Genomic DNA, 26,019 nt, shown 5'->3' with positions numbered 1-26,019 from the left:
GTTTATGGCGGGAAATGGGCAATTTCCTTGGCCTGACTTCTAGCGCAGGGGTTGTTCAGAAAGTGTTGCCAAAACGTCACAATCGCACGAGGCCAAAGCGGTGCGGCTTATATGCAACGCGGCTTGGATGCTCAGACACCCGGGCCACAGTCGCTCAACGAAAAAGGCCGGGCATTGCCCGGCCTTTTCATTCGACTTTCCAGAGGCTTAGAACTTGATCTTAAGGCCGCCCGAAATCGCCGTGACCAGATCGTTGCCGAAGTCGTAGCTGACTTCCTCGCCGGCCACATAGCCGTTCTCACCAGCCACCGTTCCCGAGTGGCCGCTGGTCAGCACGCCGATCGCGCCGGCCAGACGAACCTCGATGTTGGGCTTGGGCGTGTAGGCGACGCCGCCGCCCACGGTCCAGGTATCGGTCTGTGAGCCGTAGCCATGCGAAGTGCCGCGATCCCAGGAAAGCTGGCCAGCCGCACTCCACTCATCGTTGAACTTGTGGCCGATGCCGCCGGTGACGGTCCAGCCGTCACGATACATCAGGTCCAGCGAGGTGATCTGGCCTGAATGCAGGGCATCGCCGGTAACGCATAGCGCAGAGGGAGTGCCCTGGACGCAAATCGGAACACTCTGCAGCAGGCTCCAGTTGACCCACTTGAGCGAGCCGAAGGCGAGCCAGCCGGGCGCAATGCCTGACTGCAACTTCAGTTCGACCGTGTCCGGCATGTACTGCGTTGAGCCATAGATCGGCAGCACTGGCATGCCAACATGCGTCAGGTCCAGCGTGCCCGAGATATTGTCGAGCTTGACCCGCGAATTGTAGACGAGGCTGGCGCGCAGCGCGATCTCGGGGATTTCATAGGCAAGGCCGGCGCGCCAGCCCCAGCCAGTGCCCTTGAGATCAACACGACCGGTTCCCTGGAAACCCGGCACGAGCGGCGACACAAGGTCTTCCTTGAAGCCATAGACTTCCTGGTAGTAGACACCACCGATGAAGCGAAGCTGACCTTTACCGGCATCCATCTTGTAGGAACAGGTGCCGGCGTAGTTGTTGCTCTTGATGTCGGTTTCCATGTTGGACTCGGCACCGGCCCACAGACCCGGATTCGTGTGCGCGCCCCAAGGCTGGGAATAGTCGAACATACAGTCGACGCCTTTGACGAGCTCCGCCTTGGCGCCGATGCGCGGCACCCAGTAGCTCTTGCTGTCCTTTGCCGTGCTGCCCAGGAACGTCAAATCGCCGTCGCTTGGGTCGGTGTCCACGGCATTCTTGAGTTTGCGTTGCGGCATCACGAAGGTCGATTCGGCTTCCGTAGCGAAAGGTGCCGGATCAAACAGCAGGTCGATGTCGTAGCCGCCGCGCTCAATGCCGCCGGCATGCGCCGAGTTCATCGCCGTCCCGATCAAAGCCAGCGAAAAGCACCCCGCCCCCAGCAGTGCTTTCAGTCGCAAAATAGTCATGAATGTCCTCCCCGAATTCGAGTGCAGCCAGCTAGAACCAATTCAGGTTAACGGTGCAATAACGAATTTATGGGGCGTACATGTACATGTTTGCCAAGCGCATTTTCGACATAATGCAGCCGCTGCCGTTAGGCCGAAAAACACCCTCTGGCGCGTGTGTCGCCCTCAAAACGGGAGAAAAGCCAGCCTAAAGGGCTCAAAAAAAGCAGGTTTTGGGGTTCCAGGGCCCCATTGTTACATTATGGCAACAATGGGGCCAAAACTTTCCGTTTACGTCAAAATTAACGCAGCGGAATGCCTATTTTCGAGGCAAAAAACCCCGATTTCGAGACGGATCAAGCCCCACGAATCTTCCCTTCAACCCGCGTCGCGAACCCTGGTCAACGCCACCGACAGCCTGTCTTGCGCATCGCGATATTCGGTGAGCTTTTCACGCTCTGCATCGACGATTTCGGCCGGCGCGCTGGCGACGAATCTTTCGTTCGACAGCTTCTTGTGCAGGCGCGCGATTTCCTCGGTGACCTTGGCCAGTTCCTTCTGCAGCCGGGCCGCCTCGGCGGCGAGATCGATCAGGCTGCCAAGCGGCAGGCAGATCGTCGCCTCGTTGAGCACGATCTGCGCCGAGCCTTTTGGGGCGACATCGGCGAGCGAGATGTCGCCGACCCGCGCCAGCCGCTTGATCGCCGAGTCCTCGCGAACCAGCCGTTCGCGTGTCACGTCGTTGGCGCCGACCACGACGAGCGGCGCGATTGCCGCCGGCGGCACGTTCATCTCCGAGCGCACCGACCGGATGCCGGAGACGAGGTCGACCAGCCAGTTGATGTCGGCGGCGGCGTCAGCGTCCTCGAAGTCCGGCGCCGGCCATGCGGCATGACACAGCAGCGACGGCCGCTCCTTGCCTTCGCCAGCGGTCTGCGCCCACAGTTCTTCGGTCATGAACGGCATCATCGGATGCAAGAGCTTGTAGATCTCGTCGAGCACGAAGGCGACGCAGGCGCGGCTTTCGGCCTTGGCCGCCTCGTCCGTGCCCATGAACACCGGCTTCAGCAGTTCCAGATACCAGTCGCAGAACAGGTTCCAGACGAAGCGGTAGGCTGCGCCCGCCGCCTCGTTGAAGCGGTATGAGGTGATGCCGTCGGTGATCTCGCGCGCAGCCCGCGTCAGTTCGGTGAGGATCCAGCGATTGACCGCCAGCTTGGCGTCGTTCAGCCAGAAATCGTCATTGCGCGCGACCTCGTTCATCTCGGCAAAACGCGTCGCATTCCACAGTTTGGTGCCGAAATTGCGATAGCCGGCGATGCGCGCCGGGTCGAGTTTCACGTCGCGGCCTTGCGCCGCCATCACCGTCAGGGTGAAGCGCAAGGCATCCGCGCCGTATTCGTCGATCAGGTCGAGCGGATCGATGACGTTGCCTTTCGACTTCGACATCTTCTGCCCGTTCTTGTCGCGCACCAGCGCATGGACATAGACGGTGTGGAACGGCTCCTCGTCCATGAAATGCAGGCCCATCATCATCATGCGGGCGACCCAGAAGAAGATGATGTCGAAACCGGTGACCAGCACGTCGGTCTGGTAATACGTCTTCAGTTCGGGCGTCTCATCAGGCCAGCCCAATGTCGAGAACGGCCACAGCGCAGAGGAGAACCATGTGTCGAGCACGTCCTCGTCGCGGGCCAGGATCTCGCCCGGCTTGAAATTCTCGAGCTTGTCCTCGACCCAGGCCTTCCACGGTCCTTCGAGCGCCAGATAATATTCGATCGCAGCACCCAGCGCCTCTTCCTCGGTCTTCTCGACAAAGACGCGTCCGTCCGGCCCGTACCAGGCCGGAATCTGGTGACCCCACCACAGCTGGCGCGAGATGCACCAGGGCTGGATGTTTTCCATCCAGTCGAAATAGGTCTTTTCCCAGTTCTTCGGCACGAAATTCGTGCGGCCTTCACGCACCGAGGCGATCGCCGGTTTGGCGAGCTCAGCAGCATTGGCATACCACTGCTCGGTCAGAAACGGCTCGATCGGCACGCCGCCGCGGTCGCCATGCGGCACCGCGTGGCGATGCGGCTCGACCTTTTCCAGGAAGCCGCCTTCTTCCATCAGCTCGACGATCTTCTTGCGCGCGACGAAGCGGTCGAGGCCGTCGAGTTCATCCCAGACCGCCTCGCGCTCCGGCGTCACCTCGAGACCGGCAAGGAAATCCTCATTGTCCTTGAGGCTTACTGCCGCCTCGACGGTGAGGATGTTGATTGCCGGCAGCTTGTGGCGCTTGCCGACCTCGAAGTCGTTGAAGTCATGCGCCGGCGTGATCTTGACCGCGCCGGAGCCTTTCTCCGGATCGGAGTACTCATCCGCCACCACCGGTATCTTGCGGCCAACGATCGGCAGAACGATGTTCTTGCCGACCAGATGCCGGAAACGCTCGTCGTCCGGGTGCACGGCGACGGCCGTGTCGCCCAGCATCGTCTCGGGGCGTGTCGTCGCCACGGTGATGAAGGTTTTTGGGTTCTCCGGATCGAAGACCTGGCCCTCGATGGGATAGCGGAAATGCCAGAGATTGCCGTTGACCTCCTGCTGCTCGACCTCGAGATCGGAGATCGCGGTGAGCAGCTTGGGATCCCAGTTCACCAGCCGCTTGTCCTTGTAGATCAGCCCTTCCTTGTAGAGCGTGACGAACACTTCGAGGACGGCCTTGGACAGGCCCTCGTCCATTGTGAAGCGCTCGCGTGACCAGTCGGCCGAGGCGCCGAGGCGCTTCAGCTGATTGAAGATAGCGCCGCCGGATTCGGCCTTCCACTCCCACACTTTTTCGATGAACTGCTCACGCGTCAGGTCGCGGCGGTGGATCTGCTTTTCCATCAACTGGCGTTCGACCACCATCTGGGTGGCGATGCCGGCATGGTCCATGCCCGGCTGCCAGAGCACATTCTTGCCACGCATGCGCTCGAAGCGCACCAATATGTCCTGCAGCGTGTTGTTGAGCGCGTGGCCCATATGCAGCGAGCCGGTCACATTCGGCGGCGGGATGACGATGGTGAAGGCTTCCGCCCCCTCCTCGGCCCCGGCACCGGCGCGAAACGCGTCGGCCTCCTCCCAGACTTTGGCGATCTTCGGCTCGACGGTTTTTGCGTCGTAGGTCTTTTCAAGCATGGGAAAATGGTCCGCGCTGTCGGGATTTTTGCTGGTCCGGTGTAAATCGGAAGGTTTTGATCAAGTCAACCGCAAGGGCTGCCTCGGGTCACTACAGGCAAATAGGCGTGGCCCTGTTCATTTCAACGTAAGGCCGTGTCCGCACCCGGCACAAAACTTCGCCCTCGGCGTGCGGTATCGCTTTGCGCAGGCCGGGCAGCCAGGGTGGCGGTCGGAGTGGCGAACACGCAGGAGCCGAGATGTACGGCCGAGTGTGGCTCCGATGCATTCGCGACAGCGGTCGGTAGCCGGATACCTGATTTCTTTCCAAAGGCCATTCTTGGAAACGAACCGCCGACGCGAACTGATCCTGCCAACAGAAACGCCGCCTCACCGGCGGCGTTTCAAGGTTGATGGATATGCCGATATCGGAGGCTACTGCGCCCCGCGCGCCACGCGCTCGATTTCCTCGCGCACCAGCCTTTCGACCAGTGTCGGCAGATTGTTGTCGAGCCAATCCTGCAGCATCGGCCTCAGCATCTCTTCGGCCATTTCGTCAAATGTCTTCTTGCTGCGGCTGGCAAACGCATCGGAAAGCTCACCAAAGGCGGCGGCAACCTGCCGGCCGGTGTGCTCGGAGACGATTGCCGGACGCGGCGAATCGCTGGCGGCCACCGGTCGCACCACGCTTGCGTCTGGACGAGACGGCTCGACGGCTGCTTTCTCTGTCGGCTCGTCCGTTGGCGTCTCCACCGGCGGCAGGGCGACTGGCTTGAGTACCTCGCCCTTGTCCGGCACCGCCCTCGCCTGCTCGCCAACCGCGGCGATCTCGCGCCGCCAATCGGCAACGGGAGCATCGGCTAGAGGGCCTGCTGCCGGCGCGTCGGCCGTGGCCGGCAAGGTCGGCTCTGCGGTAACCCGGGCGCTGACCTCTGCAAGTGTCATGGATGGCTTTGCCGGAGCGGAATCGGGGCGCACCGGCGTTTCCATGCGCGCAATCACCGGCTCGGCGGCCGGCAATTGTGCCTGGACTTCCGCCAGCGTAATGGGCTTCTTGATCTCGGGGGCGGCATGCAGGTCGGCACGGAATGCCTCGACGTCGGCAACTGGGTCGGCGCTCGACGCCGGCTCCAGATCCTGGCGCAGCTCATCGGCGTCGCCCGGCTGCTTGCGGCCGCCGTCGCTGTCCTCGATGATCCTCCTGATGGAAGCCAGTATCTCTTCCATGGAAGGTTCGCGCTGTGCGCTGCTTGCCGTTGCCATCGTCACATCCGCCGCCCTTGTGACCCCTGTGGAGTTCCGCCCGGCAAAGCCGGAACGAATCATGACGACAGCGTAACCGACGGATCGCCGCACGAGAATCCCCAATCTGGGGACTTGTGGGATTTCAACAGATTAGAGCGCGATCCCGAACCAGGGTCAGCGAAACCAAAAGGCATACCAGAGCTGGAAGACGGAACTCCGAGCCGAACGCCGTCAGCGGCCGTCCGGCGTGCGCAGTCCGTACCACTTGTCCTTGACCGCGTTGTAGTGCTCTTCAGGCCTGTATTTCGTCACCTGCAAGCCGAGGCGGTCGACGGACAGGCGGCCGGTCGCCTGCAGGATGGCATAGCTCGCCACCACCACGTCATGTTCAAAGCTGGCCTGGTTGATCTCGGCGGTGATGACCGTCGCCTGTGCGTTGAGGACATCAAGCGTGGTGCGCTGGCCGACATTGCGTTCTTCGATGACGCCGCTCAGCGCAAGTTTCGCGGCCTCGATCACTTGCCTGTTGGCGGTGACTTGTTGCTGCGCGGCGGTGTACTCGGTCCAGGCGGCGGTCACCTGTTGCCGCACCAGGTCGCGGTTGACGTCGACCTCGATGCGAGCCTGGCTGAGCGATTCCTTGTCCTGGCGAACGATCGCCGAGGTACGGCCACCGGAATAGATCGGGATGCTCAGCGTTGCCCCGATACTGGCCGAATTGGTCGTACCGTCCTGCGTCGCGAAGGCGCCCGGCACGGTGTTGCGATAAGCGCTCGACACACCCGCGCTTGCGGAGAGCTGCGGCAGCAGCGCGCCTTCGGCCGACTTCACCGAAAACGCGGCGGCGTCGACCAGATGCTGGGTGGCAAGGATGGCGGGGTGCTCGTTCGCGGCCACCCCGACGGCGGCGGCGAGGCTCGACGGCAACAGCTTTCCCACCGGCGAAGCGGCTTTGAGCTTGCCGGGTTCGTCGCCGACGATCTGGCGGTAGCTCGCCGCACTTGACAGCGCCTGCGCCCGGGCGGCGCTCAGCGATGCCACAGCGGCAGCCCGCGAAGCGTCGGCCTGCGCGACATCGGTACGCGTGCCTTCACCAACCTCGAAGCGCGAACGCGCGGCGCGCGCCGTTTCGGTCAGGAATTGCAGGTTCTGCTCGGTCAGCACGGCGATCTGGCGGTCGCGAATCACGTTCATATACGCTTGGGCCGCGCTGAACAGGGTGTTCTCTTCCGTGTTGCGCAGGTTCTCGACCTGGGCACGGACTTGCGCTTCGGCGGCAGCGACATTGTTCCTGGTCTGAAAGCCGTCGAACAGCGTCTGATTGATCTGGACGCCAAAATTGCCGGTGGTCAGCGCCACGCTCTGGTTCGTGCCGTTAACGTGGCTGCTCGAGTAATCGATGTCCGCCGAGCCATTGATGGTCGGGCGCCAGCCCGACTTGGCGATGGCGACGCCCTCATCGGTGACACGGACGCCGGCGCGGGCCGAATTCAGCGTGGAGTTGTACTGATAGGCCTTTGCAAGGGCACCAAGGATGGTTTCCGCCGAGGCCGAGAAGGGAGAAAGCGCGGTCGCGGAAACGAGGACGGCGGCGAAAAGACTCTTGCGTAAAGGCAGGACCATGTATCCCTCATTCGTTTTCCATGGGAACCACGCCGCGCCAGCTTCTCCTCTGAGAGCCGGTGCCGCGTGTTCGATGTTCCCTGCTGCTCAGCCCCAAAGCACCCCCAGTTTGCGGATCAGCAACGATTTCAAATGCAAGCGACCATGACAACGCCGATCCTGCAAGGCAAAATCATTCAGAATTCGAAGGCACGGATACGTTCAAATCCCGGTAGTGGCTTAATTGCCGCATTAAACGCGCGTCTTCCGGTTACAACCCCCCCTGCTTTAAAAAAAAGTCGGGCCACGCCGGAATTGCCCTGCCCTTCGACGGCGACGAGTTGGCCGCCTTCGGCAAGCTGGTCGAGCAGCGGCGCCGGCACGTCCGCGACGCTGCCGCCGATGAAGATGACGTCATAAGGCGCCTGGGCGGCATGCCCTTGCGACAAGGTCCCCTGGACAACGGTCACATTGCCGCAGCCCAGCGACGAAAGCGTCGATCTGGCCGTTTCGGCCAGCGCCGAATCGCTTTCCAGCGCCACCACGGACTTGGCCAGCCGAGACAGGATGGCCGAGGCATAGCCAGTGCCGCAGCCTACATCGAGCGCCGAATTGGCCGGGCTGATCTCGGCCAGTTGGATAAGCTTGGCCAGCGGCGAGGCTTCCATGAGATAGCGCGCGCCGTCCGCGCCGGCGGCAATGCGGATATCCTCATCGATATAGGCGAGATCGCGCTGGTCGACGCCGACAAAGGCCTCGCGCGGCACGACAAGCATTGCGTCGAGCAGTGGCGCGCTGGTCACGTCGGTGGTGCGGACCTGACCATCGACCATCTTGACGCGAAGCTCGGAGAAATCAGCGCTCATGTTCCAACCAATCCGCTTGCCGCGCCAGAACCGCGGTTCATTACGATCGGAACTTCAGGCCCCAGCGCTGCTGCGCGGGGCCCGGGCATTGGAGGCCTCGCCCGGAATCGAACCGGGGTGCAAGGATTTGCAGTCCTCTGCGTAACCACTCCGCCACGAGGCCTCGTTGCTCCCGGCGTTCCACCCGGTTCCAATAGGTTGCGGCGAAAATGCCGTCAAGCGGCCACCGTGCATTCCGGACGGTTTCCTCTGCGCCAATCCGGGCAGCATCCCGTCAAATCGTCGGGGAGGACCTCACGGCGATACATTAGCGGATTGTTAAGCATGGCTCGCGCTCGGATGAAACCCATCCACGGCCCATACGTTCAGCACGGCGGGAGGCTAGCCATGCGTCCGACAATGGCGGCAAAAGACAAGAATGCGGCGTCCGGCCTGTCGCTGCCGCAGTGCGAAGAGCTTTTGCGCTATGCCATCGACCGCCTGTGTATCGGGAGTGCGAGCAGCCTGTCGCCGCACGACCGGGCGAAGCTCGCCTCAGCCGCGGCGATTCTCAAGCAGATCCGCGAAGCGTTGGAAGAGCACGCCGGCCGCTGAGCCCCTGCGCTATCGGCCCTCAATCCGGCCGGCGGCGCCGTTCCCACCAGACGACAAAACGGCGCCGGTGGCGGCGGACCAGGGCAAATTCATAGGACAGCACCAGCAATCCGAGCGGAACCATCCAGAAGCCGAGGATCGGCAGGAAACCGAGGATGCCGCCGATGGTCAGCACGATGCCGATGGTGATTCTGAGCCCGCGCGAGCGCGGCATCTTGAATTCACGTCCGAAAACCGAGATTTTCCGCGCCGGCATCTGATTGTCTTGTACTGTCATCGTCTCGAGATTGACCCGTTTTCACCGCTCAGGAACATCATGAACCAAAGCCGCAGCCGCGCTTTCGGTTCCGTACCCCTGCCAAGACGGCTAATATGAGGACATCCGCCAACGATTGCGAGAAACGCCTGAGCGAAAAAGCCTCGAAAAAATACGAAATGCTTCTTTGCAAAGCGGAAAAGGGTTTGCTATAGGCTGCGCCACTCACATGAGAGCGTCTGTTCCCCGGTAGCTCAGTGGTAGAGCAACCGGCTGTTAACCGGTTGGTCGCTGGTTCGAATCCGGCCCGGGGAGCCAATCTTTTCAAGGTGTTCAGAGTTTTCAGAAACAGCCGAAAATTGGCTGATCTACAGCATATCTACACAACTCGACTTCGCTAGGCCCGACTACGCGGGAATCGCTCGAAGGAGAGAAATCACCATGGAACGCGTTTTTGATAAGTTGATCGCGCTGCAGCAGACGCAGCCGAGATGGATCTGGCGCGCAGTCGCGGCGGGCTGGGCACTTCGCCTAGCCCGCAATCTGATGACGGGTCTCGCTATTGGCCTCGGGATAGCAATGGGCCGAGCGCTCGCCGGCTAAGCGGACCCCGGATGCGTCCAGCCCTCGGCCTCCAAGAAAAAAGACCGGCAATTTGCCGGTCTGAGCAGCAGATGGATTAGGGGAAAGCTGTTTCAGTGCGGCTCCCGTGAAACAAATCACGCCCGCAATCAAGTGGTGGGATGAAATAGCCGCATAAAATCAGGCTGTTACAGCAGACGTTCCCCGTGAAAACCCTTCAGCAGCGCCGGGATATGGCGACGAGGTGGTTGACGTGATCGGTTTGCGTGTCCCACCGCCCGCCATGCATCGCCGTCAGCTGATCGTTCAAAAGGTCGGCCGCTGCGGCGACGGCTTCGGCCGAGCCGGACTTCTTTTGCAGCGCGAACTCCTCGGCAGCGTCGAGCAGCGCGCTGATCCGGATACGCAGGCGTCTAGCGGCCTCCGGCGCCACGCGTTCAAGGGCATCGAGGCGCGCGTCGATGCTGGTCAACTTCATATTGTTCCCGTCGGGAACATTAACATGAGTGGCAGCATGGGCGATCGAACCGACAACGGAGAGCGCAGTGGCAGCGCCGAAGCCTGCGAGAAGGTTGCGGCGGTTCATGAGTGCCTCCTAACCATCACGAACTCAACCAGATGATCTATTTGCACGCGCCAATCGCCACCATGAAGCGCTGCCATACCTTCGGCGAGCCTCTCTGCGCTGATCTGGATTTTCCGGGCCGCCTCAACGCCTGCTTCGGTCTGCGATTTGATAGACGCGATAGTTTTTGGCAAGCCTTCGGCGCCTGCCCGAACATGGATTTCCGGCATTGTATTTGCTCCTGTTGTCGCGTTATGCGAGGCCGAGCGCTCATCCATGTTTGCAGCTCCCAACATGCAAATCACGCGAGATCAGCACGAACGTCTCGTCGTGGTCGACCACGATATTCCAATCGCCGCCGTGCACCTCTCTCATGATGCCGGCTATTTCGGCGCATGCCCGATCCAGTTGACCGGCGGCGGGCGGCAGCGCGGCCAGGGCACCAAACAAGGCGCGACGGGAAAATCTACCGATAATGTGGCTTTCCTCGGTGGCGGGCAAAGCTTCGCCGGCCGCCGGAACAGGGATGTTCGGCATTTGCTTTTCTCCATATAACGGTTTACGTTATGGATAACGCTAATCGTTACATATTTAATAGTCAAACGATTTTCGTTATGGGCAACGCTTAACGTTAGGATGAGCATGACACCGGCACAAAGCCGCGCAGCCAGGGGACTGGTTGATCTCTCGCAGCAGGAACTTGCCAACGCGGCGAGAGTCGGGCTCTCGACTGTTCGAAATTTCGAAGCAGGCCGATCGGTTCCCGTCGCCAACAATCTGGCTGCCATGAGGTCAGCGCTCGAATCGGCAGGCGTGATCTTCGTCGACGAGAATGGCGAAGGACCCGGCGTGCGATTGAGGAAGGGCAAGGCGTGACCGCCAAGACCAAGAACGGCAAGCCGGTGACACTGGACGAGATCGAGGCCGGCCTTGATCTCGTCGCCCGGCGGATGGAAAAGGCCGGCCGCGCCGAACTCTATCTGCCGATTTGGCGTGCACTGGTGCGCGAACGCGACAAGCGCGTCGGCGCTGAAACAATTTTTGCCGCCGCGAGAGCCCGACTATCAGGCTAGCAGCTGGCACCGTGAAGAAGCGCTGGCTTGAGGATTTTGCTCGGCAATCTGATGGACATCACAAGGGAACGGCGCGGTTCGATCGAGCATTCTATGTCCCGAGCCAGGTCTTGAAGTTGGCCACCAGCGCATCACGTTGAGGCGCTGTTGGGACTGTCGCCCCGAAGGTCGCCGCTTCGAACACCTTGCCGTTCATCAGGTAGCCATTGCCTCCCATGGTGAAGGCGAAAGCCGTGCTGATGCCGCCCGTTGTTGCAGTTGAGTATTCCGTCCCGCCATTAACCCGAAGGTAGACGAAACTGCCATCAAACCGCCACTCCGCAACGTAGGCCGTACCGACAGTGATTTCCGCGCTTGAAGCAGCGTATAGGGTAGTGCCGTTGAAAAGGTCGGCGTGAATCGTCTCGGGCGTGCCCGTGGTGTTCTGAAGATTGAGACCAAACTGAGCGTTGGAACATCCAAGGATCAGGTGATTGTGCGACGCGTTTGCGTCGTTCTGGGTGATCGCATCGGCGAGGAAGCTGGCGATCATGTAGCCGCCGGTTGACGTGATAAAATTGAGGCATTGACCCCCGAACAGGGTCATACTGGAACCATTAAAGTCCGCGCTGTTCCGATTATTCGGTCCCGCCAGGGTTGGGATCGGTTGCGCGGGGCCGGATGCGACGTCTAGGTTGCGGGCATTGCCGGTCTGGTCTTTGAGACTGTTTACACCGGTTGCGGTCGTGTAGCGCGTTCCGCCGATAAATGAGGTCAGGAGATCACGGCCCATCGACCAGGCAGCGGTCGGAGAAAGACCATCGAGCGCAAGGGCGGATGATCCACCGCCTGCCGCGCGCCTGGCGCCAAAGCCAGTCAGCTGATTGACCATGAGCATGATTAATCGTCCTTCAGCGCGTCGATGACGTAGAGCACGACGACACCGTGCAGCCTGGCGTCGATGGCCATGGTGTCGGACCCGTTGGCGGGATCTCGATGGATGCGGAACTGCACCAGATCACCGACCGCCGGAGAACCGGCTATGGTGATCGCCGAGCTCTCAGCGCCCTCGTACTTCATGTTCGTGGTGCCGCCCGTGTCGGTCACCACCTGGGCGGTTCCGAACGCGACATCGAGCGTGTCACCGTCCGAGATCGCAACAGCATCGAGGCCCCAGGCGACACCAAAATTCGTTGTCGTCGCGGCGTGTGACCAGACCGGAATGAAGGTCACCGTCCCTTCGTTCCAGCTCTTCGGCATCCGGATATCGAACTGCGCGAATTCCTGGGTCGAGGCATCGAAATCGAGCGTCGACACCATGTTCTTGTTCGACGACATTTCGGCTGTGCCCGCGGCCGCACCATTCGTCGTACGCGGGATCATCGCGGCGGCGGGCATCCAGATGGTTTGCTTGTTGATGTCGACCGCGACGTCATCAGCATTGACGACGATGCCTGTGCCGGCGCCCACCGCCAACGTTCTATCGGCAGAAAGATTTCCACCGCCGGTGAGGCCACCGCCGGAGATGATTTGCCGTGAGCTGGTGACGCCGGAGATCGAGATCGACGTGAAGGCGATTGCCGTCGTGTTGAGCGTGCCGCCGACGTTCGACGTGCAGAGCCAGAGCGTGTCGGCGTTGGCGGTGCCTTCCTCGACCGCCTGGAGGCTTCCAGGGTGCTCGTCGTAGGTGTCGAACTCGGTGGACCTGGCCGGCGAGACGCCGACGACATAGATGCCGTTCTGCTCCGGCGCCGACTGATCCTTGACTAACACCAGGTCGCCGGTGACGAGCGACACGCCGTCGAGCGTGTCGCCGTTGTTCAGCGCCGTCGCGATGGTGACGTTGGCCGTGGTGGCGACGCGGACCCTACCGCGCTTGCCCAGATTGAGCGCCAGGCCATCGACATAGGTCTTCGTCGCCTTCTCGGTGGCGACCTTGGCGTCGGAATTGGCGGCGAACGTGCCATCGGTCGAGATCGCGGCGCCGCTGTCCTTGATCAGCTTTCCGGTGGTCGTGTTGAACAGCGCTATGTTGTTGTTGACAGCGCTGGCCGGGCCGACGACGTCGCCGGCACCGCTACTGCTGCTGACCAGCGTCCATGTCCCGCCGGCATCGTAGTAGTAGAAGGCGTCTTCGTCGGCGGCATAGGCCTGCATGCCAGGCAGCGCGGGAATGAATTGCCATGAGCTATTGCAGAAGTTGGCGACCGCTTTGCCATGGCCGGTCCAGGTGCCCGTCGGCGAAGCGCCAAGCACGTATTGATCACCCTCGGCGGGTGAGCCGGGCGGTGAGGTATCGCCGATGGAGACGCAGCCGAACAGCGCGGCGCCGGCCTCGAGCTTGGAGATCGCCTCGTTGACCGTGACCGATCGGTTATTCTGCGACGACGCCATGAACGTGATGCCTAGGCGGTTTGAAATCGTCATCGGCTCGTCTCCGGCTTAGACAGTCCCGGAAACCAGATTGGTGCATGGCGCTTGGACGATGGTTTCGCTTCTGGTTTTGCGTCGGTCATCAATTCAAACCTTCTGCTTGGAGGAGAGACGGGCCGGGCAAGCAGGCGCCGGAAGCTGCGGCTATGAAGGCCATTTAGGCAATCCCTTCGGGGGCGGATGTCATTGCAGCCTCGTCGACGGTGCTTGAGGCGCGGCCAAGCGCCTGACTGCAGCCATGATGACAAAATCGATTTCATAACCTGCGAGGCGACGCCCGATCTTGGCCTCGACCTGCAATGCCACGTCTAGGATGGTGAGCTTTACCTGTTCAGTTATCTCAACGCCGCCGATCGTCATGCCACCGGCCTCGACGGTGCTTGGCGGCGGACGCGCGGCTTGGCGGCGGCCTCAAGTGTGGCGAGCCTGTCAGCCAGTTCGAGATGCCGACGGTATTCCGCGGTGCGCATAACGCTGATTGTTGCGGCAAGACCGCCTAGAACGTCGGCCATGGTGTCGACGGTTACGCCTTTCTTTAGGACAGCCACAGCACGCATCAATTCCTGCACTGATTGGTGCCTGTAGGAAAAATCAGCGTCATCGAGGGATAGCCTCTCGCCCTTCCGCCGGATGATGTCCGCATGGCGGATGATCGCGTGCGCTTCGTTCAACTCCGCCGTGTCGCTCATTCGCCTGTTCCATTCAGGGGCCTCGGGAAGCTTGCCAAATAGCGGTCGAGGTCGAACTCCGCCTCCTCAGCGGCGGGCCTTACCGCTTCACGCGGGCGCGACATAATCTCACGAGCCTTTGCGAGGACGCGGGCGCGGCGGGCCTCGGGATCCTCATCGCTTATGGATTGCTCTCCTCGCGATAAAGGCTCCGCCGCGCCGGCTCTCCCCTCCGGCACGAATGCCGCCGTCGGCGAGGCATAAAAGCCGCAAACGTGGCGACGTGTTTGCTCGGTCATGGCGGCTCACCAGGTCAGAACTTGCGCCCAGGCCACCGCGCTCGGCCGGCGAGGCGCAAAGGCCACATCAGCGAGCAAGCGCATGGCGATGGAGTCGGTCTGCCAGTAGGAACGGACCGGAGCGGCCACCGTTGCCGGCGAGCCGGGCGTGCTGATTGGCAGCGGGTCATCGCTCATGTGGATCGTCGCCGCCTCGGATACATCGAGGCTGAAGTCGTCGCCGAAACCGTGCGCCCATGACAGCGGGTCGATCGCGATGATATCGGTGTCTGCGACGGCAAGGCTCGGAACGAATGTCAGTTCTCGGTTGAGGTCTGGCGCCTTGATCTTGATGCGCCCAGCGCGCTTCGGCGACACGATGAAAACCACCTGGCCGGATCCCGCAGCGGTGACGGCATCGGACAGCGCTGCGAGATCGTATTCCATCGCCAGCCGATCGCCGCCTGCAAAGCCGCTCAGCGCCGAAACGCCATGCAGCATCCCGGCGTGTGTCTCGGCGTCGCCCGCCGCGGTGCTGAAATAGGCGCCGTCCAGCGTCGCAGCTGCATCCTCGCGGATCAACTGCCGTACCACGGCATCGCCGTTGGCGCGCTTGGCCAGATCGAGGCTGAGGCCGACGATGAAGCCGAACTTGCGCGGGTCGAGTTCGCAGTCGTCGTTTACCACGTACTTGCGGACCGGAATCGGATTACCCTCGCCGACCCAGGTCACCTCCGTCGACGGGGCACCCTCGCGCGCCGGCAGCTTCATCGTCCGCGCGGTGCCGAGCCGAACTTGAAGGCCCTGCGAAATAATCTGAGCCGCAGCCGAGAGCGGCGCCAGCGTGGCGAGGAAATCGCCGACGAGGTTCTGAGAAAGTTCCGCAGCCCAGCCACTGCCCGTGGTCGTACCGAGAGGAGCAGCGCCGCGCTCAACGATCTGTGAGACGATCTTATCGTCTGCATAGATCATCTTGGCGACGCCTTCGCGCTCGTACTTGTGAGGATGGGTTTGCGCGCGGGCCAGGGCAAAAAGTGATTTTTCAATGGCCGATGACCGCTGGCGGTCAGGCATGGAAATGAGGGCTTTCACTTGAGGGTTCTCCAAAATTATCAGGTCGGCGAATCATCGCAGATTTGAGAAAGGCGCGGCGTCACGCGTGACGCGGCCTGTGGATATCCACCACGGTCCAATCCTCCACGACAGCCTTCGTCGCGGGGATACATCGAGGCTGAAGTCGTCGCCGAAACCGTGCGCCCATGACAGCGGGTCGATCGCGATGATATCGGTGTCTGCGACGGCAAGGCTCGGAACGAATGTCAGTTCTCGGTTGAGGTCTGGCGCCTTGATCTTGATGCGCCCAGCGCGCTTCGGCGACACGATGAAAACCACCTGGCCGGATCCCGCAGCGGTGACGGCATCGGACAGCGCTGCGAGATCGTATTCCATCGCCAGCCGATCGCCGCCTGCAAAGCCGCTCAGCGCCGAAACGCCATGCAGCATCCCGGCGTGTGTCTCGGCGTCGCCCGCCGCGGTGCTGAAATAGGCGCCGTCCAGCGTCGCAGCTGCATCCTCGCGGATCAACTGCCGTACCACGGCATCGCCGTTGGCGCGCTTGGCCAGATCGAGGCTGAGGCCGACGATGAAGCCGAACTTGCGCGGGTCGAGTTCGCAGTCGTCGTTTACCACGTACTTGCGGACCGGAATCGGATTACCCTCGCCGACCCAGGTCACCTCCGTCGACGGGGCACCCTCGCGCGCCGGCAGCTTCATCGTCCGCGCGGTGCCGAGCCGAACTTGAAGGCCCTGCGAAATAATCTGAGCCGCAGCCGAGAGCGGCGCCAGCGTGGCGAGGAAATCGCCGACGAGGTTCTGAGAAAGTTCCGCAGCCCAGCCACTGCCCGTGGTCGTACCGAGAGGAGCAGCGCCGCGCTCAACGATCTGTGAGACGATCTTATCGTCTGCATAGATCATCTTGGCGACGCCTTCGCGCTCGTACTTGTGAGGATGGGTTTGCGCGCGGGCCAGGGCAAAAAGTGATTTTTCAATGGCCGATGACCGCTGGCGGTCAGGCATGGAAATGAGGGCTTTCACTTGAGGGTTCTCCAAAATTATCAGGTCGGCGAATCATCGCAGATTTGAGAAAGGCGCGGCGTCACGCGTGACGCGGCCTGTGGATATCCACCACGGTCCAATCCTCCACGACAGCCTTCGTCGCGGCACTGATCGCGTCACGATCGTCGGCCAGGTGCAACTGGAGGCGGCCGCTGCCGACCAGCACTGCGGTGAGGTTCGCTTCGTCGGTCCAAAACTCGATGTGCACCAAGCCGGCGGCTGCACGCTCGCGGCGGCGCCGCTGCCGATCGGCAGTGCCCCTTTCCGCTGCAACTCGCTTCAGCCGCTTGCCCACGTCACTCTTCGCCAGGCACGATTGCTGAAAATGTGAAGTCGCGGCTAATGCCGAGCCGCTCGAATTCCCCGGCCGCCGCCCTGGCCCTCAGGTCCTCGAGCTCCGCCTTCGCAGCCGCGTTATAGGCGTTCGAATACCGTCGCCGGGCCTCCCGTCGGCAAGCTTCGCTGCATCGCGTCGACGGCTTCCGCCGCCCGGCCTGCACCGCCTCGAAGGCCTTGCCGCAGACCGTGCAGGTGACAGTGACTAGCCGCCGAGGAACCGTCGGAAATAAATGATCGTTGGCCCCCGGTTGCGTCATGTGGATTTGTCTTTTCAGCAATCTTTTCAACGCTTTATCGATTGGCATGTCCGGCTCCTTGGCCACATCTGGAATCGTGCCGGTCAAGAAAAAAAACCTCCGAATGAGCCCCAAGCGAATGGAATAAAAACCGATCACGCCGAGCGCTTTGTCGACCTCGACCACCATCGGTTCAAGCCCGCCGACCACATCATCGAAGGTCGCGAACTTGCGCCAGCTAAGCCGGGAATACAGGCTCCCAGGGCCAGAGATTGCCAGCACTGCCGATCCGTCGACGGCGGCGGCAAAGATCTTGCTTCGGATGGCATGCAGTCGACCGTCATCCAGGCCGATGTATGCTCCATCCGCCACGATGGAGGCGGTATCGGGTGCCGCGTAGCAAAGGATCGCTGTCATGGCTGCCGCTGTCTTTGAATCTCGGCCGGCGTCATGCGCGAATGAGCGGCGGCGAGCAGGTCGCGGGCGGGGAGTTGCTGGTTCATCGCGCCGAGCCCGACCCGTATCTGCGGGCGTGGCGGCTCTCTTTTCCGGCCACGCAATGGATGATCCCCGCAGCCTGAGCTGTGTAGATGGGAAGCGGCTTTTCGTTCTTCAGTTCGTTTTCGAACCACTCGCGACCAAAGAACCCACGCTTCGCATAGATGTCGACAATTTGCCGATTGCTGCGTTCGATGTTCCGCGCATACCGATCATATTTCTCGGCGGTCCAACGATCCCGCTCGGCATCCGGCGGCGCCTCTATTTCGACTCCGTGGATCAGGATCGTGGACTTGGGATGAGCCAGCCGTAGGTCACCCGCCATCAAAATCAGCGATGCACCCGATGCACATACCTCGCCTGCCGTTACGGTCACGAAACCCGGACAGGCGCGAATCGCATGATAGATTTTCATCGATTCACTGAAGCCGCCGCCGTTGCTGTCGATGTCGATCTCGACAAACTGTGCGTCTGAATTTTCTCTGAGCGCGGCTTCGACGCTTTTGGCAAAAATACCCATGCCGGTCTTTTGATCCCGCTGGCCGATCGGCCCTTCGAGACCCATCCAAAGCGTGTCACCTCGCCGGATCGCGACTGGGGCGGTTGCTGCCAGCCGAGCCATGGTGCGCCGCGCCGCAGCGAGCCGGGGGCGTTTCATGGTCATCGCACCGCCCTAAACCGCAGTTTAGCGCTTCCGTCCGGCGAGGACTCGATCTCGACGATGACGTCGCGATACCCGGCCGCGACGGCGTTCGCGGCTGCCTCCGAAATTCCCGCGACGGTCGGCGCCAGAGCAGGAACGGATGATCCGGCTTTCCGCATGGCTTCGAGCGCGACAGACGCTGCCTGGCGACGTGGTCGGTCTTCAATCACTTGCAGCGAGCGGTCGGTCATGTGTTTAGCCCCCTCAGCAACAGGGCGCCGGCCATTTGGTCGGCGCCCTGCACGATGTTGAGCCCTTGGTGCTGAGGAACACGACAGCGCTGGTACTCGCGACGTTCACCGCCCTTGGCCTGAGCACGAATGCCCGGCCGGCCCAGGAGAGCGGCTATCTGCTTTCGGACGAGTCGCATCCACGCCCTCAATGATCGGCCGGCCGGGGATTTCATTTTCTAGCGCCCTCCAGCCAACTGCTGCCGAAGATGTCGAACCGTCAACAGCACCGCCTCCGAATGCTGCGCGGCCAGCGGCGCGGTAAGTCCATTCTGGATGGCGAAGCGGTGGATATCGGCAAGGGCGGTAGCGGCGAGCTCGACGAGCGCGATCGCGTCGGACATCTCGCCAGCTAATGCAGCTACAGGAAGCGCGACCCGCTCCATGAATTTCGGCTGGTAGGCCGCCCGCGCGTCATCGAGTGCCTGCCGAGCCTTGTTTGCATTCACGGTGAGGCGATCGACCTCGGCCTGCAGCTCGACCGATACTGCCCTGGGTTTCTGGAACCCAGCGGCGAAATCGGCCTTCTGGGACCGGTCCAATTGTTCCATGGCCTTGGCGCGATCGCCGCGGGCGCTGCGGTAAAGGGTTGCCGCGGCCTGGACGGATGCCGACGTCCCTAGCCGAAGCGAATCGCGTGCCGCCTCGATGCGGACCGCGATAGGGTTCGGATCAGCGTCGGCGGTCGGTTTGGAGTACATCATCTAGCGTCGGCTCCTCGGTTTCGCGAGTGCTACCACAATCGATTCCGTCGATTCGGTAACGCGTTACCGCCGCCTCGACGAACTCCTCGATCGCCGCCGCGATGGCGACCAGGTTCTTATCGTCCCAAGCCTTGAGGCGCTCGGTCTCGATCAGCCAATCGGCCAGTGCATCAAGATCCTTGATTTTGACTTTAAGGAGCGCTCCACCGCCGCCATAGAGCTCATCGTGGCGCCGCTTCCTCTCCTTCGGCGACAGAGCCATCGCCATCACTGGCGAGAACCAGGCGCCGCCGGCCACGGGGATCTCGGCGGGGTCGAACGGCGGCGGAGATTTGCGAGCGCGCGCGGTCATTCTGCCGACCCCAGTCCGAGCCGAGCGGCGGCTCGCAGCAACGGCGCGATGATTGAACGGCTCGCCGTCAGACATCGAAATCGGTCCCGTCCTTCGGCAGGGGGCGTCCGTCGCGGCCGATGCCGAACCGCTCCAGGTCGCCCGCAGCGGCCCTCGCCCTAAGGTCCTCTAGCTCCGCCTTGGCAGCGGCGTTGTAAGCGTTGGAATACCGGCGACGGGCCTCCTTTCGGCAGGCCTCACTGCATCTCGTCGACGGCTTCCGCCGGCCAGCCTGAACCGTCTCGAATTCCTTGTCGCAAACCGTGCAGGTGACCTTGACCAGCCTTCGCGGGACCTTGTGAAATAAATGGTCACGCGAACCCGGTTGCGTCAGGTTTCTCTGCCGTTTCATCAACATTTTCAAAGCCTTATCGAATGTCATGTCGGGCTCCTTGGTCACACTTCTCCGGAATCGGGCCGGTCAAGAAAAAAAACCCTCGCTGAGCCCCAAGCGGTTGGAGGCCCCATGACACGCCAGACATTTGACCCTCCCCCCTCCCTTCATGGCTTTGCCACTTTGCTGGCTTCGTCGCCGAAGATCTCGGGGTAGAGGTGGGGATTCGATAGCTGGAACTTTGTCGGCTGCTTCACTGCTGGTCTCACTGGCGCGGCGGCCGTCGTCAATGCAGCCTTAGGCCGCTCGTCGGGAAGTACCTTCCACTTCTGGTCGCCGAGGTATGTGGCAAAGCAGCAGATCAGCGTGCGGCCCGCCGACCTGTTCGTTTTCACAAACCGGCTGATTTCGCTGCCAGCCTCAATGCGATCTTCAGGCGAAAGCGCCAGCCAAGCTTTCAACGCATCTTGGCGACTGTCCGCAAAGCCTGTCGGCCAAGCACGTAGTGCACGCTCGAATTCTTTTTCGTCGTCTCGCGCGCTCTCTCTCTCAGTTCGTTTAACAGGGGTCGTTAACATTGGTGCCCGCTCATGCGTGGGCACCCCCTGCCCATCCAGGGTGGGCACCCCTGCCCGCTGGTGGGCACCCCCCTTTGAGGCAACTTCTGCGGCGACATCGTTCTCTTCAGGAACGAGATCGGTACTATAATTCGCGTCCGGCCGGTCGAGCACCACGCGATATTCGTGCGCTGCGTCTGCACCTGTGTCGCGGACAATGGTGCGATGCTGCAGGTACCCTGCCGCCACGAGGCGAGCGATCGAGCGCTGCACCGTGGCGCGTCCGCATCGCAACTCCCTTGCCATTTTGACCTGCGACCGACAGCACCACCCCCGATTGTCGGTATGGCGCCCAAACAGGGCCAGGAGCTGCAGGTCGCGCCCTTCTAGCAACGGGTCGGTGACCGCATCTGCAGGGATGATCGACAGTCGCGGCCGGCCAAGGCTCATGCTCGCCGCCCATTGGCTTCGCGGATGGCGGTAACAGCCTCGTGTGGCGTCAGCCCGAAGCGGCTTCTAAGCGCAGGAATGATCGGATGCTCGCAGCTAGAGGCGTTCGCCCGATACCACGCCGCCGCGACCTCAATTGCGGCGTTCGACTGGTGGCAAAGGCCGGTCGATTGACCGGCATCCGCTATCATGGCTGCACCCATCCGGTGAGGACGGCGACCACGAAGAGAATGGCGGCGCCTGCGACGAGGAGCGGAATGGCGCGCATTTAGGCCGCGACCTGGTCGCGCTCGGCGACCGCTTTTTCGATCACCGCGACGAGTTCAGCACGACGCCAACGATTTGTTGCCTCGCCGATCTTGATCGGCTTCGGGTATCGGCCCGAGTTCACACCGCGCCATAGCGTGCTGCGATGAATGGGGGATTGCTCACCGCCCAAGATGCGGCATGCCATCGGCTCGTCGACGAGTTCGGGAACGCTTTCCATCTTCTCTGCCTCACTTCGTTTCGTTGTGATGCGAGAAGGTTCGACGATTTTGGCAGGCTAAACCAAGGGCAAAACCTGCACATAAAACCGCCGATTTTATTTGTCTATTTTGCCCTTGACATAAGGATTGCCCGCCGTGGCTGCCGCTGCGATCAGTTGACCTGCTGAAGCATCATCTATTTGACCGGCGCGACGCAGGTGTATCCCCAGTTCTTTTTCTGTGAAGATGATCAGCGGATTGACGGCAAAGCAAAGGAACCGCGCGGCGGGGCTCCCAGTCTTCCCACGACCCGCCGGCTTGCCGCTCCACCACTCCCAGCGTCCCACTGCGAAGCTGACGAACTCTATAAATTCGGGCATATGGTGCGAGGCGAATTCATCGGCGCGATGGATGATCGCATTCATTTGCTCGGCAAGTTCCGCCTTTGCGATAATCTCCTGCAGGGCATTCGATGTCGCGCGCGGATCGAGCTCAAGCAGCAGCGCAAACGATCCTGGCGAAAGATTTGGGCGGTTGAGATCCGTTTTCAGACGCCGAGCGTCCTTTGCAATGCGGCGAATAATTTCCAGGTCTTGCTTCTGTGGTCTCCTGCCGCCGCGCGCGAGTTGCTCCAGGCAGGCGTTGGCCTGCAAAGTGAGCTGCGATGCAATCCACCTGCCCATCGTACCGCGAATGTCGTCCCGGTCGGCCAATTTGCGCTGTTTGCTCCATTCGTGAAGGTCGTTGGCAGCGGTCGGAACCGGGATCTGTGCCGCAAGCGCCTGCTGCTGTTGCTGATCATAGGAAAAGGTCCGCGCCGCGCTCATGCCCGGGCCTTCCGCGCCAGCGGCACAACCTTTGCATCGGCGTCAATTATCCCTCGCAATCGTTCGGCCCAAAGCTGCAGCGCCTCGCGCTTTTCGCGGGCATAGTCATACCTGGCGTACACGCGACTAGTGATCGACGCCTTCGTCGCAGAAATGTGGTTGAGCACGTGGCCGATGACAAACGGGGAAATTCCGACCTCTTCCATGTGCGTGGCAGCAGTGCGCCGCAGGTCGTGGGGCGTCCAGGGTGAGACACCCATGATGGTTGTGACGTTGCGTTTCGTTGCCTCCTCGCGCTTGACGGCTTTTGGCACAGAAGCGCCAGTGACAGCCACGCGCCCGCCTGGTGCGGGAAAGACGAATGGCGGCAGTTGCCTGTCCTTCCGTTCGGCCAATGCGGCCGCGTCATCCAGTTGCGCCGCGATGATCTCAATTGCCATGTCGGAAAGCGGCACCACATGCTCGCGCTTGTTCTTGGCCCGGGCCGGCGGGATCGTCCAGATGTGCCGATCGAGATCCAGCTCGTCGCGGACCATGCCGGAAATCTCCCCGACGCGCTGCCCGGTGACGAGGCAAAGGCGAAGAATGCGCCGGGTCGATTCCCTCATATCGGCGTCGAGTAACGCCTTCCACATGGTCTTTATCTCGTCGGCGGAAAGGACGCGGTCCCGCTCTGTCGTTTCGGTCGGCCGGCGCATGCCTTCCACAAGGTTGCTATCGAGGTCACCGCGGCCTCGCGCCCACCTGATCATTGCTCGAACATCTTCGAAGATCCGATTGGCCTCTACGTGGGCGCCGCGGTCCTTGACGGCGTCAATGCACTTGGTGATATCGCGCCGGTGCAGTTCAGCGAGTTTGATGGTGCCGATCAGGTCTGTGACGTTCTTCCGAAGCCGGCGAGCGATCTCACCGCCGGACCGTTTCGTAGAGGCCTGCCGGGCAACATAGTTTTCGACGAGATCCGCGACGGTCTGCGAGGCGGCCAGAGCCTTTTTCTCGGCAATCGGGTCGACACCATCGCCGACCTTGGCGCGTGTATCCTTGGCCCTCTGCCGTGCCCCTTTCTCGCTTCCGAGCGGCACCTCGGGATAGGTCCCCAACTTGAGCCATTGGCGCTTCGCTGGAGGTCCGTACACGGCATACCAGGAGCGTTGGCCGCCGCTTGAAACGCGAAGGACAAGGCCCTTTACGATGGTGTCGAAATAGTCGGTCTTGCGACCTGACAGCGATTTGGCTGACTGACAGAATTTGTCGGTGAGTTCGACGGTCGGCATTGCGTCCCCCGAGAAACCGGTTCGGCTTGATCTACAGCATGATCTACACAAAACCCTGCGCTTTGTCGATACACCACGCGACAAGCGGCGACGACGTGCGCCGACAGGAGCCTTGCCAAGCAACGGTTTCGGCTGTATCAGTGTGTCGCAAGTCGACGCGTGAAGATGCTTAGGAAAACCTCTGTTAACCGGTTGGTCGCTGGTTCGAATCCGGCCCGGGGAGCCAACATTTCTAAACACTTAGCGATGCAGCGAAAACGCCGATTTTGGTGATAGGTACGCTTGGCATGTTTGCCATGCGCAGGAATCACGCGGCCGAACGCAAATCTCGGAAGGATCGGAGAAAAGCTCGCACCGGCGAGTTGGCCTGCACTGTTGCCAGCAATGTAGGTTCGTCAGCCATGCACAACACACACCATGAATCCCGGAGCGTCACCCTGAACGAATTCTTGCTTTCCAAATCCTTCCTGCGACTATCGGTGGGTCCGTGCGACATGGAGGCGACATAGGAGGATATGCGAGGAGCGCTTTTCGGTGTCGTTGTGGTTGCTGCCTTGGCCGGTTGCTCGAACAGCGAGCCTCGGTATCAAGTCCGATCGCGGCCTATATGAATCCGGGCCAGCCGCAGCCGACAACCCTCTTGCTTGACAGACAGACCGCTCAGACTTGGTTCTTGGTCGCGCACCGCCACCGGTTAAATCACATGGTTGCCTCTTGTTGCACCAATGATGTTGAAATGAGGTTCTTCCGCGCCGTGGCGTTGGTTTCAGTCTTGGCCGGCTGCGCGCCCAAGGCTGACGACTCCGTCATCTACACGCTCTACAGAAGCTCCGCTGCCGCCGAAATGCGGATCCATGTGGCAACCTTCGATGCGATGGAGGCAGAGGCCTACAACCGCGAGAATTGTCAAGTTGCAGCCGTTCTGTTTCAGGCGCAACCGGGTGTCGTTGTCCATTATTGGTGCGAGAAAGGGCGATACAGAAAATAGAGAAGCCCGCCACATGAGGCAGCGGGCTCGAAAGTTGGCAGTATCTCCCCCGCCGTCTGCACCGGCGCGACCAAGACGCGGATTGAAGGCAATCCCGATCCGGTGCATGTCAGCACGTCGCATATCGAGCGCGCCAATCTCACGATGCGCATGGCCAATCGCCGCTTCACGCGCCTCACCAATGCGTTCTCAAAGAAGTTTGAAAACCATGTCCACATGGTCGCGATCTACGCGGTTTGGTACACCTTCATCACAAGACGCTGAAAATGACGCCAGCAATGGCCGCTGGCGTTTCCGCCACGCTCTGGTCAATGGACGATCTTTGCGAGAAGATGGATGCAGTTACGCCGAAGCCGGGGCCGCGCGGCCCTTACAAAACGAAAGCCGTCGCCTGATGCCTATAAAAGATAGCACTGGGAGGACCGCGTGAAACGCGCGTTACTATTTGGGCTCGCGGCCCAGCTAATCTTCATTGGCGCGATCTTTCTATTTTTTGATGATCTAATGCTGCCAATGACGCGGTCTCCGGTCATTGGCATTGTCGCATTGGGTTTGGGCGTCGCGAGCGCATTTTTCGCTTGGAGGGCGACCCCTCATTCGTCATGGCTGGTCAAAATCGGGATGTGGATTGCCGGCTTCCTTGCCATCTACGTGGTAATCCCCGTCATCGAAGTCGTCGCCGTGCTGATCATTCCGCTTATTTCAGACTGAGACACTACCCGAAAGTTTGAACCATTCCGCAGTGTCAGCATTGAAGCTATATTACGTCGCGGAGGCGAAGGGCGATGGATACGGTAACGTCTGCCATTATGGTGCTGTTGTCGTGCAGTCCCGATTTGATGCTATGCCGAGCGCCGGCAGCAAAGCCCATGGTCTTTTCGACCACGTCCCAATGCGAAGAAGCGCTGGCCGATCAGATATCGAGAGTTCCGCACGCTGGTCAAAAAACGGTTGGACGTTGCCAGGTGATCAGAGATGAGAAGGATGTCACGAAGTGGGGCGTCTCGCCGAATGGCGAGCTATTTTACGCCAGCGCGACGGACGTGATCGGGACAGTAGCCTCGACTGCAACCGCTGCCCCTGCAAAGAGCGGACCTGCGACAGTGCGCGTCACGCGTGGTAACGGTTCCGGCGCGGTGACCACGTCGTACACAGTCCTTAGCACCGGCTCAAAGTAAACGAGAGAAAAG

At 61.3% G+C, this 26,019-nt stretch carries 32 protein-coding genes, 2 tRNA genes and 1 pseudogene; 8 read left to right on the top strand and 27 right to left on the bottom strand.

Going from position 1 to position 26,019, the window contains the following annotated elements:
* Positions 1 to 207: 207 nt before the first annotated feature.
* The 6 genes from AC1RZR_RS19465 to AC1RZR_RS19440 all read right to left on the bottom strand — a co-directional run bounded on the left by AC1RZR_RS19465 (position 208) and on the right by AC1RZR_RS19440 (position 8,451).
* Positions 208 to 1,455 carry an outer membrane protein transport protein gene (locus AC1RZR_RS19465; RefSeq protein WP_477279107.1) on the bottom strand — a complete coding sequence of 416 codons (1,248 nt, stop codon included), beginning with the start codon at positions 1,453 to 1,455 and terminating at the stop codon, positions 208 to 210.
* 357 nt (positions 1,456 to 1,812) lie between these two features.
* Positions 1,813 to 4,596, bottom strand: a complete 2,784-nt coding sequence (locus AC1RZR_RS19460; RefSeq protein WP_481825650.1) for a valine--tRNA ligase — start codon at positions 4,594 to 4,596, stop codon at positions 1,813 to 1,815.
* Positions 4,597 to 5,010: 414 nt separating this feature from the next.
* The gene (locus AC1RZR_RS19455; RefSeq protein WP_477279103.1) at positions 5,011 to 5,838 is read right to left on the bottom strand and encodes a PopZ family protein; all 828 of its coding nucleotides are present in this window, start codon (positions 5,836 to 5,838) and stop codon (positions 5,011 to 5,013) included.
* A 213-nt stretch (positions 5,839 to 6,051) separates the two neighbouring features.
* A complete protein-coding gene (locus AC1RZR_RS19450; RefSeq protein ID WP_477279101.1) occupies positions 6,052 to 7,443 on the bottom strand; it encodes a TolC family outer membrane protein in 1,392 nt (463 codons plus the stop codon).
* Positions 7,444 to 7,619: 176 nt separating this feature from the next.
* The gene (locus tag AC1RZR_RS19445; protein ID WP_481825649.1) at positions 7,620 to 8,288 is read right to left on the bottom strand and encodes a protein-L-isoaspartate O-methyltransferase family protein; all 669 of its coding nucleotides are present in this window, start codon (positions 8,286 to 8,288) and stop codon (positions 7,620 to 7,622) included.
* A gap of 89 nt (positions 8,289 to 8,377) precedes the next feature.
* Positions 8,378 to 8,451 (bottom strand) — tRNA-Cys (locus tag AC1RZR_RS19440).
* A 236-nt stretch (positions 8,452 to 8,687) separates the two neighbouring features.
* Here AC1RZR_RS19440 and AC1RZR_RS19435 point away from each other — a divergent pair.
* Positions 8,688 to 8,882: a hypothetical protein gene (locus AC1RZR_RS19435; RefSeq protein WP_481825648.1), complete on the top strand. Its 195-nt coding sequence runs from the start codon at positions 8,688 to 8,690 to the stop codon at positions 8,880 to 8,882.
* A 19-nt stretch (positions 8,883 to 8,901) separates the two neighbouring features.
* Here AC1RZR_RS19435 and AC1RZR_RS19430 read toward each other — a convergent pair whose 3' ends face one another.
* Positions 8,902 to 9,138: a hypothetical protein gene (locus AC1RZR_RS19430; RefSeq protein ID WP_477271832.1), complete on the bottom strand. Its 237-nt coding sequence runs from the start codon at positions 9,136 to 9,138 to the stop codon at positions 8,902 to 8,904.
* A 243-nt stretch (positions 9,139 to 9,381) separates the two neighbouring features.
* Between AC1RZR_RS19430 and AC1RZR_RS19425 the strand changes: the two genes are divergently transcribed.
* Positions 9,382 to 9,456 (top strand) — tRNA-Asn (locus AC1RZR_RS19425).
* A 123-nt stretch (positions 9,457 to 9,579) separates the two neighbouring features.
* Entirely contained in the window at positions 9,580 to 9,741 is a 162-nt protein-coding gene (locus AC1RZR_RS19420; protein ID WP_481825647.1) for a hypothetical protein, read from the top strand.
* 196 nt (positions 9,742 to 9,937) lie between these two features.
* Here the strand turns inward: AC1RZR_RS19420 and AC1RZR_RS19415 are convergent, their stop codons facing one another.
* From AC1RZR_RS19415 to AC1RZR_RS19405, 3 genes are read right to left on the bottom strand one after another with little or no spacing between them, the layout of a single operon-like run.
* Entirely contained in the window at positions 9,938 to 10,306 is a 369-nt protein-coding gene (locus AC1RZR_RS19415) for a hypothetical protein (protein WP_481825646.1), read from the bottom strand.
* A complete protein-coding gene (locus AC1RZR_RS19410) occupies positions 10,303 to 10,563 on the bottom strand; it encodes a hypothetical protein (RefSeq protein WP_481825645.1) in 261 nt (86 codons plus the stop codon). Before AC1RZR_RS19410 ends, AC1RZR_RS19415 begins: the two co-directional genes overlap by 4 nt.
* Positions 10,556 to 10,822, bottom strand: coding sequence for a hypothetical protein (locus AC1RZR_RS19405; RefSeq protein WP_481825644.1), 267 nt, complete (start codon positions 10,820 to 10,822; stop codon positions 10,556 to 10,558). The genes AC1RZR_RS19410 and AC1RZR_RS19405 overlap by 8 nt, the downstream gene beginning before the upstream one ends.
* A gap of 105 nt (positions 10,823 to 10,927) precedes the next feature.
* On the opposite strand from AC1RZR_RS19405, the gene AC1RZR_RS19400 reads away from it, so the two are divergent.
* Both AC1RZR_RS19400 and AC1RZR_RS19395 read left to right on the top strand, forming a co-directional pair.
* Positions 10,928 to 11,161 (top strand): helix-turn-helix domain-containing protein, encoded by a 234-nt coding sequence (locus AC1RZR_RS19400; protein WP_481825643.1) that lies wholly within the window; start codon positions 10,928 to 10,930, stop codon positions 11,159 to 11,161.
* Positions 11,158 to 11,358 (top strand): hypothetical protein, encoded by a 201-nt coding sequence (locus AC1RZR_RS19395; RefSeq protein ID WP_481825642.1) that lies wholly within the window; start codon positions 11,158 to 11,160, stop codon positions 11,356 to 11,358. Before AC1RZR_RS19400 ends, AC1RZR_RS19395 begins: the two co-directional genes overlap by 4 nt.
* Positions 11,359 to 11,449: 91 nt before the next feature.
* On the opposite strand, the gene AC1RZR_RS19390 is transcribed toward AC1RZR_RS19395, so the two are convergent.
* The 17 genes from AC1RZR_RS19390 to AC1RZR_RS19310 form a co-directional block, all read right to left on the bottom strand.
* The gene (locus AC1RZR_RS19390; RefSeq protein WP_481825641.1) at positions 11,450 to 12,235 is read right to left on the bottom strand and encodes a hypothetical protein; all 786 of its coding nucleotides are present in this window, start codon (positions 12,233 to 12,235) and stop codon (positions 11,450 to 11,452) included.
* A gap of 2 nt (positions 12,236 to 12,237) precedes the next feature.
* Entirely contained in the window at positions 12,238 to 13,764 is a 1,527-nt protein-coding gene (locus AC1RZR_RS19385; RefSeq protein WP_481825640.1) for a DUF2793 domain-containing protein, read from the bottom strand.
* Positions 13,765 to 13,953: 189 nt separating this feature from the next.
* Entirely contained in the window at positions 13,954 to 14,130 is a 177-nt protein-coding gene (locus tag AC1RZR_RS19380) for a hypothetical protein (protein ID WP_481825639.1), read from the bottom strand.
* Positions 14,127 to 14,459, bottom strand: coding sequence for a hypothetical protein (locus AC1RZR_RS19375; RefSeq protein ID WP_481825638.1), 333 nt, complete (start codon positions 14,457 to 14,459; stop codon positions 14,127 to 14,129). The genes AC1RZR_RS19380 and AC1RZR_RS19375 overlap by 4 nt, the downstream gene beginning before the upstream one ends.
* Positions 14,460 to 14,743: 284 nt before the next feature.
* Positions 14,744 to 15,808, bottom strand: coding sequence for a hypothetical protein (locus AC1RZR_RS19370; protein WP_481825637.1), 1,065 nt, complete (start codon positions 15,806 to 15,808; stop codon positions 14,744 to 14,746).
* Between the two features lie 33 nt (positions 15,809 to 15,841).
* Positions 15,842 to 16,810, bottom strand: coding sequence for a hypothetical protein (locus AC1RZR_RS19365; protein WP_481825636.1), 969 nt, complete (start codon positions 16,808 to 16,810; stop codon positions 15,842 to 15,844).
* A 61-nt stretch (positions 16,811 to 16,871) separates the two neighbouring features.
* A complete protein-coding gene (locus AC1RZR_RS19360; protein ID WP_481825635.1) occupies positions 16,872 to 17,126 on the bottom strand; it encodes a hypothetical protein in 255 nt (84 codons plus the stop codon).
* A 1-nt stretch (position 17,127) separates the two neighbouring features.
* Positions 17,128 to 17,823 (bottom strand): hypothetical protein, encoded by a 696-nt coding sequence (locus AC1RZR_RS19355; RefSeq protein ID WP_481825634.1) that lies wholly within the window; start codon positions 17,821 to 17,823, stop codon positions 17,128 to 17,130.
* A gap of 82 nt (positions 17,824 to 17,905) precedes the next feature.
* Positions 17,906 to 18,568: an ATP-dependent Clp protease proteolytic subunit gene (locus AC1RZR_RS19350; RefSeq protein ID WP_481825633.1), complete on the bottom strand. Its 663-nt coding sequence runs from the start codon at positions 18,566 to 18,568 to the stop codon at positions 17,906 to 17,908.
* A complete protein-coding gene (locus AC1RZR_RS19345) occupies positions 18,565 to 18,798 on the bottom strand; it encodes a hypothetical protein (RefSeq protein WP_481825632.1) in 234 nt (77 codons plus the stop codon). Before AC1RZR_RS19345 ends, AC1RZR_RS19350 begins: the two co-directional genes overlap by 4 nt.
* Before the next feature lie 218 nt (positions 18,799 to 19,016).
* Positions 19,017 to 19,541 (bottom strand): hypothetical protein, encoded by a 525-nt coding sequence (locus tag AC1RZR_RS19340; protein ID WP_481825631.1) that lies wholly within the window; start codon positions 19,539 to 19,541, stop codon positions 19,017 to 19,019.
* A complete protein-coding gene (locus AC1RZR_RS19335; protein WP_481825630.1) occupies positions 19,510 to 19,968 on the bottom strand; it encodes a hypothetical protein in 459 nt (152 codons plus the stop codon). Before AC1RZR_RS19335 ends, AC1RZR_RS19340 begins: the two co-directional genes overlap by 32 nt.
* A complete protein-coding gene (locus AC1RZR_RS19330; RefSeq protein WP_481825629.1) occupies positions 19,961 to 20,332 on the bottom strand; it encodes an FmdB family zinc ribbon protein in 372 nt (123 codons plus the stop codon). The genes AC1RZR_RS19335 and AC1RZR_RS19330 overlap by 8 nt, the downstream gene beginning before the upstream one ends.
* A gap of 101 nt (positions 20,333 to 20,433) precedes the next feature.
* Complete coding sequence (locus tag AC1RZR_RS19325) at positions 20,434 to 21,273, bottom strand: helix-turn-helix domain-containing protein (RefSeq protein ID WP_481825628.1); 840 nt, start codon at positions 21,271 to 21,273, stop codon at positions 20,434 to 20,436.
* 268 nt (positions 21,274 to 21,541) lie between these two features.
* Positions 21,542 to 21,760, bottom strand: coding sequence for a helix-turn-helix transcriptional regulator (locus AC1RZR_RS19320; protein WP_481825627.1), 219 nt, complete (start codon positions 21,758 to 21,760; stop codon positions 21,542 to 21,544).
* A 96-nt stretch (positions 21,761 to 21,856) separates the two neighbouring features.
* Positions 21,857 to 22,567, bottom strand: coding sequence for a hypothetical protein (locus AC1RZR_RS19315; protein ID WP_481825626.1), 711 nt, complete (start codon positions 22,565 to 22,567; stop codon positions 21,857 to 21,859).
* Positions 22,564 to 23,841: a tyrosine-type recombinase/integrase gene (locus AC1RZR_RS19310; protein WP_481825625.1), complete on the bottom strand. Its 1,278-nt coding sequence runs from the start codon at positions 23,839 to 23,841 to the stop codon at positions 22,564 to 22,566. The genes AC1RZR_RS19315 and AC1RZR_RS19310 overlap by 4 nt, the downstream gene beginning before the upstream one ends.
* A gap of 736 nt (positions 23,842 to 24,577) precedes the next feature.
* Here AC1RZR_RS19310 and AC1RZR_RS19305 point away from each other — a divergent pair.
* From AC1RZR_RS19305 to AC1RZR_RS19295, 3 genes and pseudogenes are all read left to right on the top strand, one after another.
* Positions 24,578 to 24,829 (top strand): hypothetical protein, encoded by a 252-nt coding sequence (locus AC1RZR_RS19305; protein WP_481825624.1) that lies wholly within the window; start codon positions 24,578 to 24,580, stop codon positions 24,827 to 24,829.
* A gap of 45 nt (positions 24,830 to 24,874) precedes the next feature.
* A pseudogene (locus AC1RZR_RS19300) lies at positions 24,875 to 25,224 on the top strand (IS1 family transposase); the annotation flags it as partial.
* Between the two features lie 31 nt (positions 25,225 to 25,255).
* Positions 25,256 to 25,540, top strand: coding sequence for a hypothetical protein (locus AC1RZR_RS19295; protein ID WP_477271836.1), 285 nt, complete (start codon positions 25,256 to 25,258; stop codon positions 25,538 to 25,540).
* The last annotated feature ends 479 nt before the right edge of the window (positions 25,541 to 26,019 follow it).

This window comes from Mesorhizobium bavaricum, assembly GCF_056781655.1.
This window is presented reverse-complemented; position numbering and strand designations above follow the sequence as displayed.

Bases quoted from the DNA above. Each gene is read 5' to 3' on its own strand.
- AC1RZR_RS19465 (WP_477279107.1), bottom strand. From the start codon at position 1,455: ATGACTATTTTGCGACTGAAAGCACTGCTGGGGGCGGGGTGCTTTTCG.
- AC1RZR_RS19460 (WP_481825650.1), bottom strand. From the start codon at position 4,596: ATGCTTGAAAAGACCTACGACGCAAAAACCGTCGAGCCGAAGATCGCC.
- AC1RZR_RS19455 (WP_477279103.1), bottom strand. From the start codon at position 5,838: ATGGCAACGGCAAGCAGCGCACAGCGCGAACCTTCCATGGAAGAGATA.
- AC1RZR_RS19450 (WP_477279101.1), bottom strand. From the start codon at position 7,443: ATGGTCCTGCCTTTACGCAAGAGTCTTTTCGCCGCCGTCCTCGTTTCC.
- AC1RZR_RS19445 (WP_481825649.1), bottom strand. From the start codon at position 8,288: ATGAGCGCTGATTTCTCCGAGCTTCGCGTCAAGATGGTCGATGGTCAG.
- AC1RZR_RS19435 (WP_481825648.1), top strand. From the start codon at position 8,688: ATGGCGGCAAAAGACAAGAATGCGGCGTCCGGCCTGTCGCTGCCGCAG.
- AC1RZR_RS19430 (WP_477271832.1), bottom strand. From the start codon at position 9,138: ATGCCGGCGCGGAAAATCTCGGTTTTCGGACGTGAATTCAAGATGCCG.
- AC1RZR_RS19420 (WP_481825647.1), top strand. From the start codon at position 9,580: ATGGAACGCGTTTTTGATAAGTTGATCGCGCTGCAGCAGACGCAGCCG.
- AC1RZR_RS19415 (WP_481825646.1), bottom strand. From the start codon at position 10,306: ATGAACCGCCGCAACCTTCTCGCAGGCTTCGGCGCTGCCACTGCGCTC.
- AC1RZR_RS19410 (WP_481825645.1), bottom strand. From the start codon at position 10,563: ATGGATGAGCGCTCGGCCTCGCATAACGCGACAACAGGAGCAAATACA.
- AC1RZR_RS19405 (WP_481825644.1), bottom strand. From the start codon at position 10,822: ATGCCGAACATCCCTGTTCCGGCGGCCGGCGAAGCTTTGCCCGCCACC.
- AC1RZR_RS19400 (WP_481825643.1), top strand. From the start codon at position 10,928: ATGACACCGGCACAAAGCCGCGCAGCCAGGGGACTGGTTGATCTCTCG.
- AC1RZR_RS19390 (WP_481825641.1), bottom strand. From the start codon at position 12,235: ATGCTCATGGTCAATCAGCTGACTGGCTTTGGCGCCAGGCGCGCGGCA.
- AC1RZR_RS19385 (WP_481825640.1), bottom strand. From the start codon at position 13,764: ATGACGATTTCAAACCGCCTAGGCATCACGTTCATGGCGTCGTCGCAG.
- AC1RZR_RS19380 (WP_481825639.1), bottom strand. From the start codon at position 14,130: ATGACGATCGGCGGCGTTGAGATAACTGAACAGGTAAAGCTCACCATC.
- AC1RZR_RS19375 (WP_481825638.1), bottom strand. From the start codon at position 14,459: ATGAGCGACACGGCGGAGTTGAACGAAGCGCACGCGATCATCCGCCAT.
- AC1RZR_RS19355 (WP_481825634.1), bottom strand. From the start codon at position 17,823: ATGACAGCGATCCTTTGCTACGCGGCACCCGATACCGCCTCCATCGTG.
- AC1RZR_RS19350 (WP_481825633.1), bottom strand. From the start codon at position 18,568: ATGACCATGAAACGCCCCCGGCTCGCTGCGGCGCGGCGCACCATGGCT.
- AC1RZR_RS19345 (WP_481825632.1), bottom strand. From the start codon at position 18,798: ATGACCGACCGCTCGCTGCAAGTGATTGAAGACCGACCACGTCGCCAG.
- AC1RZR_RS19340 (WP_481825631.1), bottom strand. From the start codon at position 19,541: ATGATGTACTCCAAACCGACCGCCGACGCTGATCCGAACCCTATCGCG.
- AC1RZR_RS19335 (WP_481825630.1), bottom strand. From the start codon at position 19,968: ATGTCTGACGGCGAGCCGTTCAATCATCGCGCCGTTGCTGCGAGCCGC.
- AC1RZR_RS19325 (WP_481825628.1), bottom strand. From the start codon at position 21,273: ATGAGCCTTGGCCGGCCGCGACTGTCGATCATCCCTGCAGATGCGGTC.
- AC1RZR_RS19320 (WP_481825627.1), bottom strand. From the start codon at position 21,760: ATGGAAAGCGTTCCCGAACTCGTCGACGAGCCGATGGCATGCCGCATC.
- AC1RZR_RS19315 (WP_481825626.1), bottom strand. From the start codon at position 22,567: ATGAGCGCGGCGCGGACCTTTTCCTATGATCAGCAACAGCAGCAGGCG.
- AC1RZR_RS19310 (WP_481825625.1), bottom strand. From the start codon at position 23,841: ATGCCGACCGTCGAACTCACCGACAAATTCTGTCAGTCAGCCAAATCG.
- AC1RZR_RS19305 (WP_481825624.1), top strand. From the start codon at position 24,578: ATGAGGTTCTTCCGCGCCGTGGCGTTGGTTTCAGTCTTGGCCGGCTGC.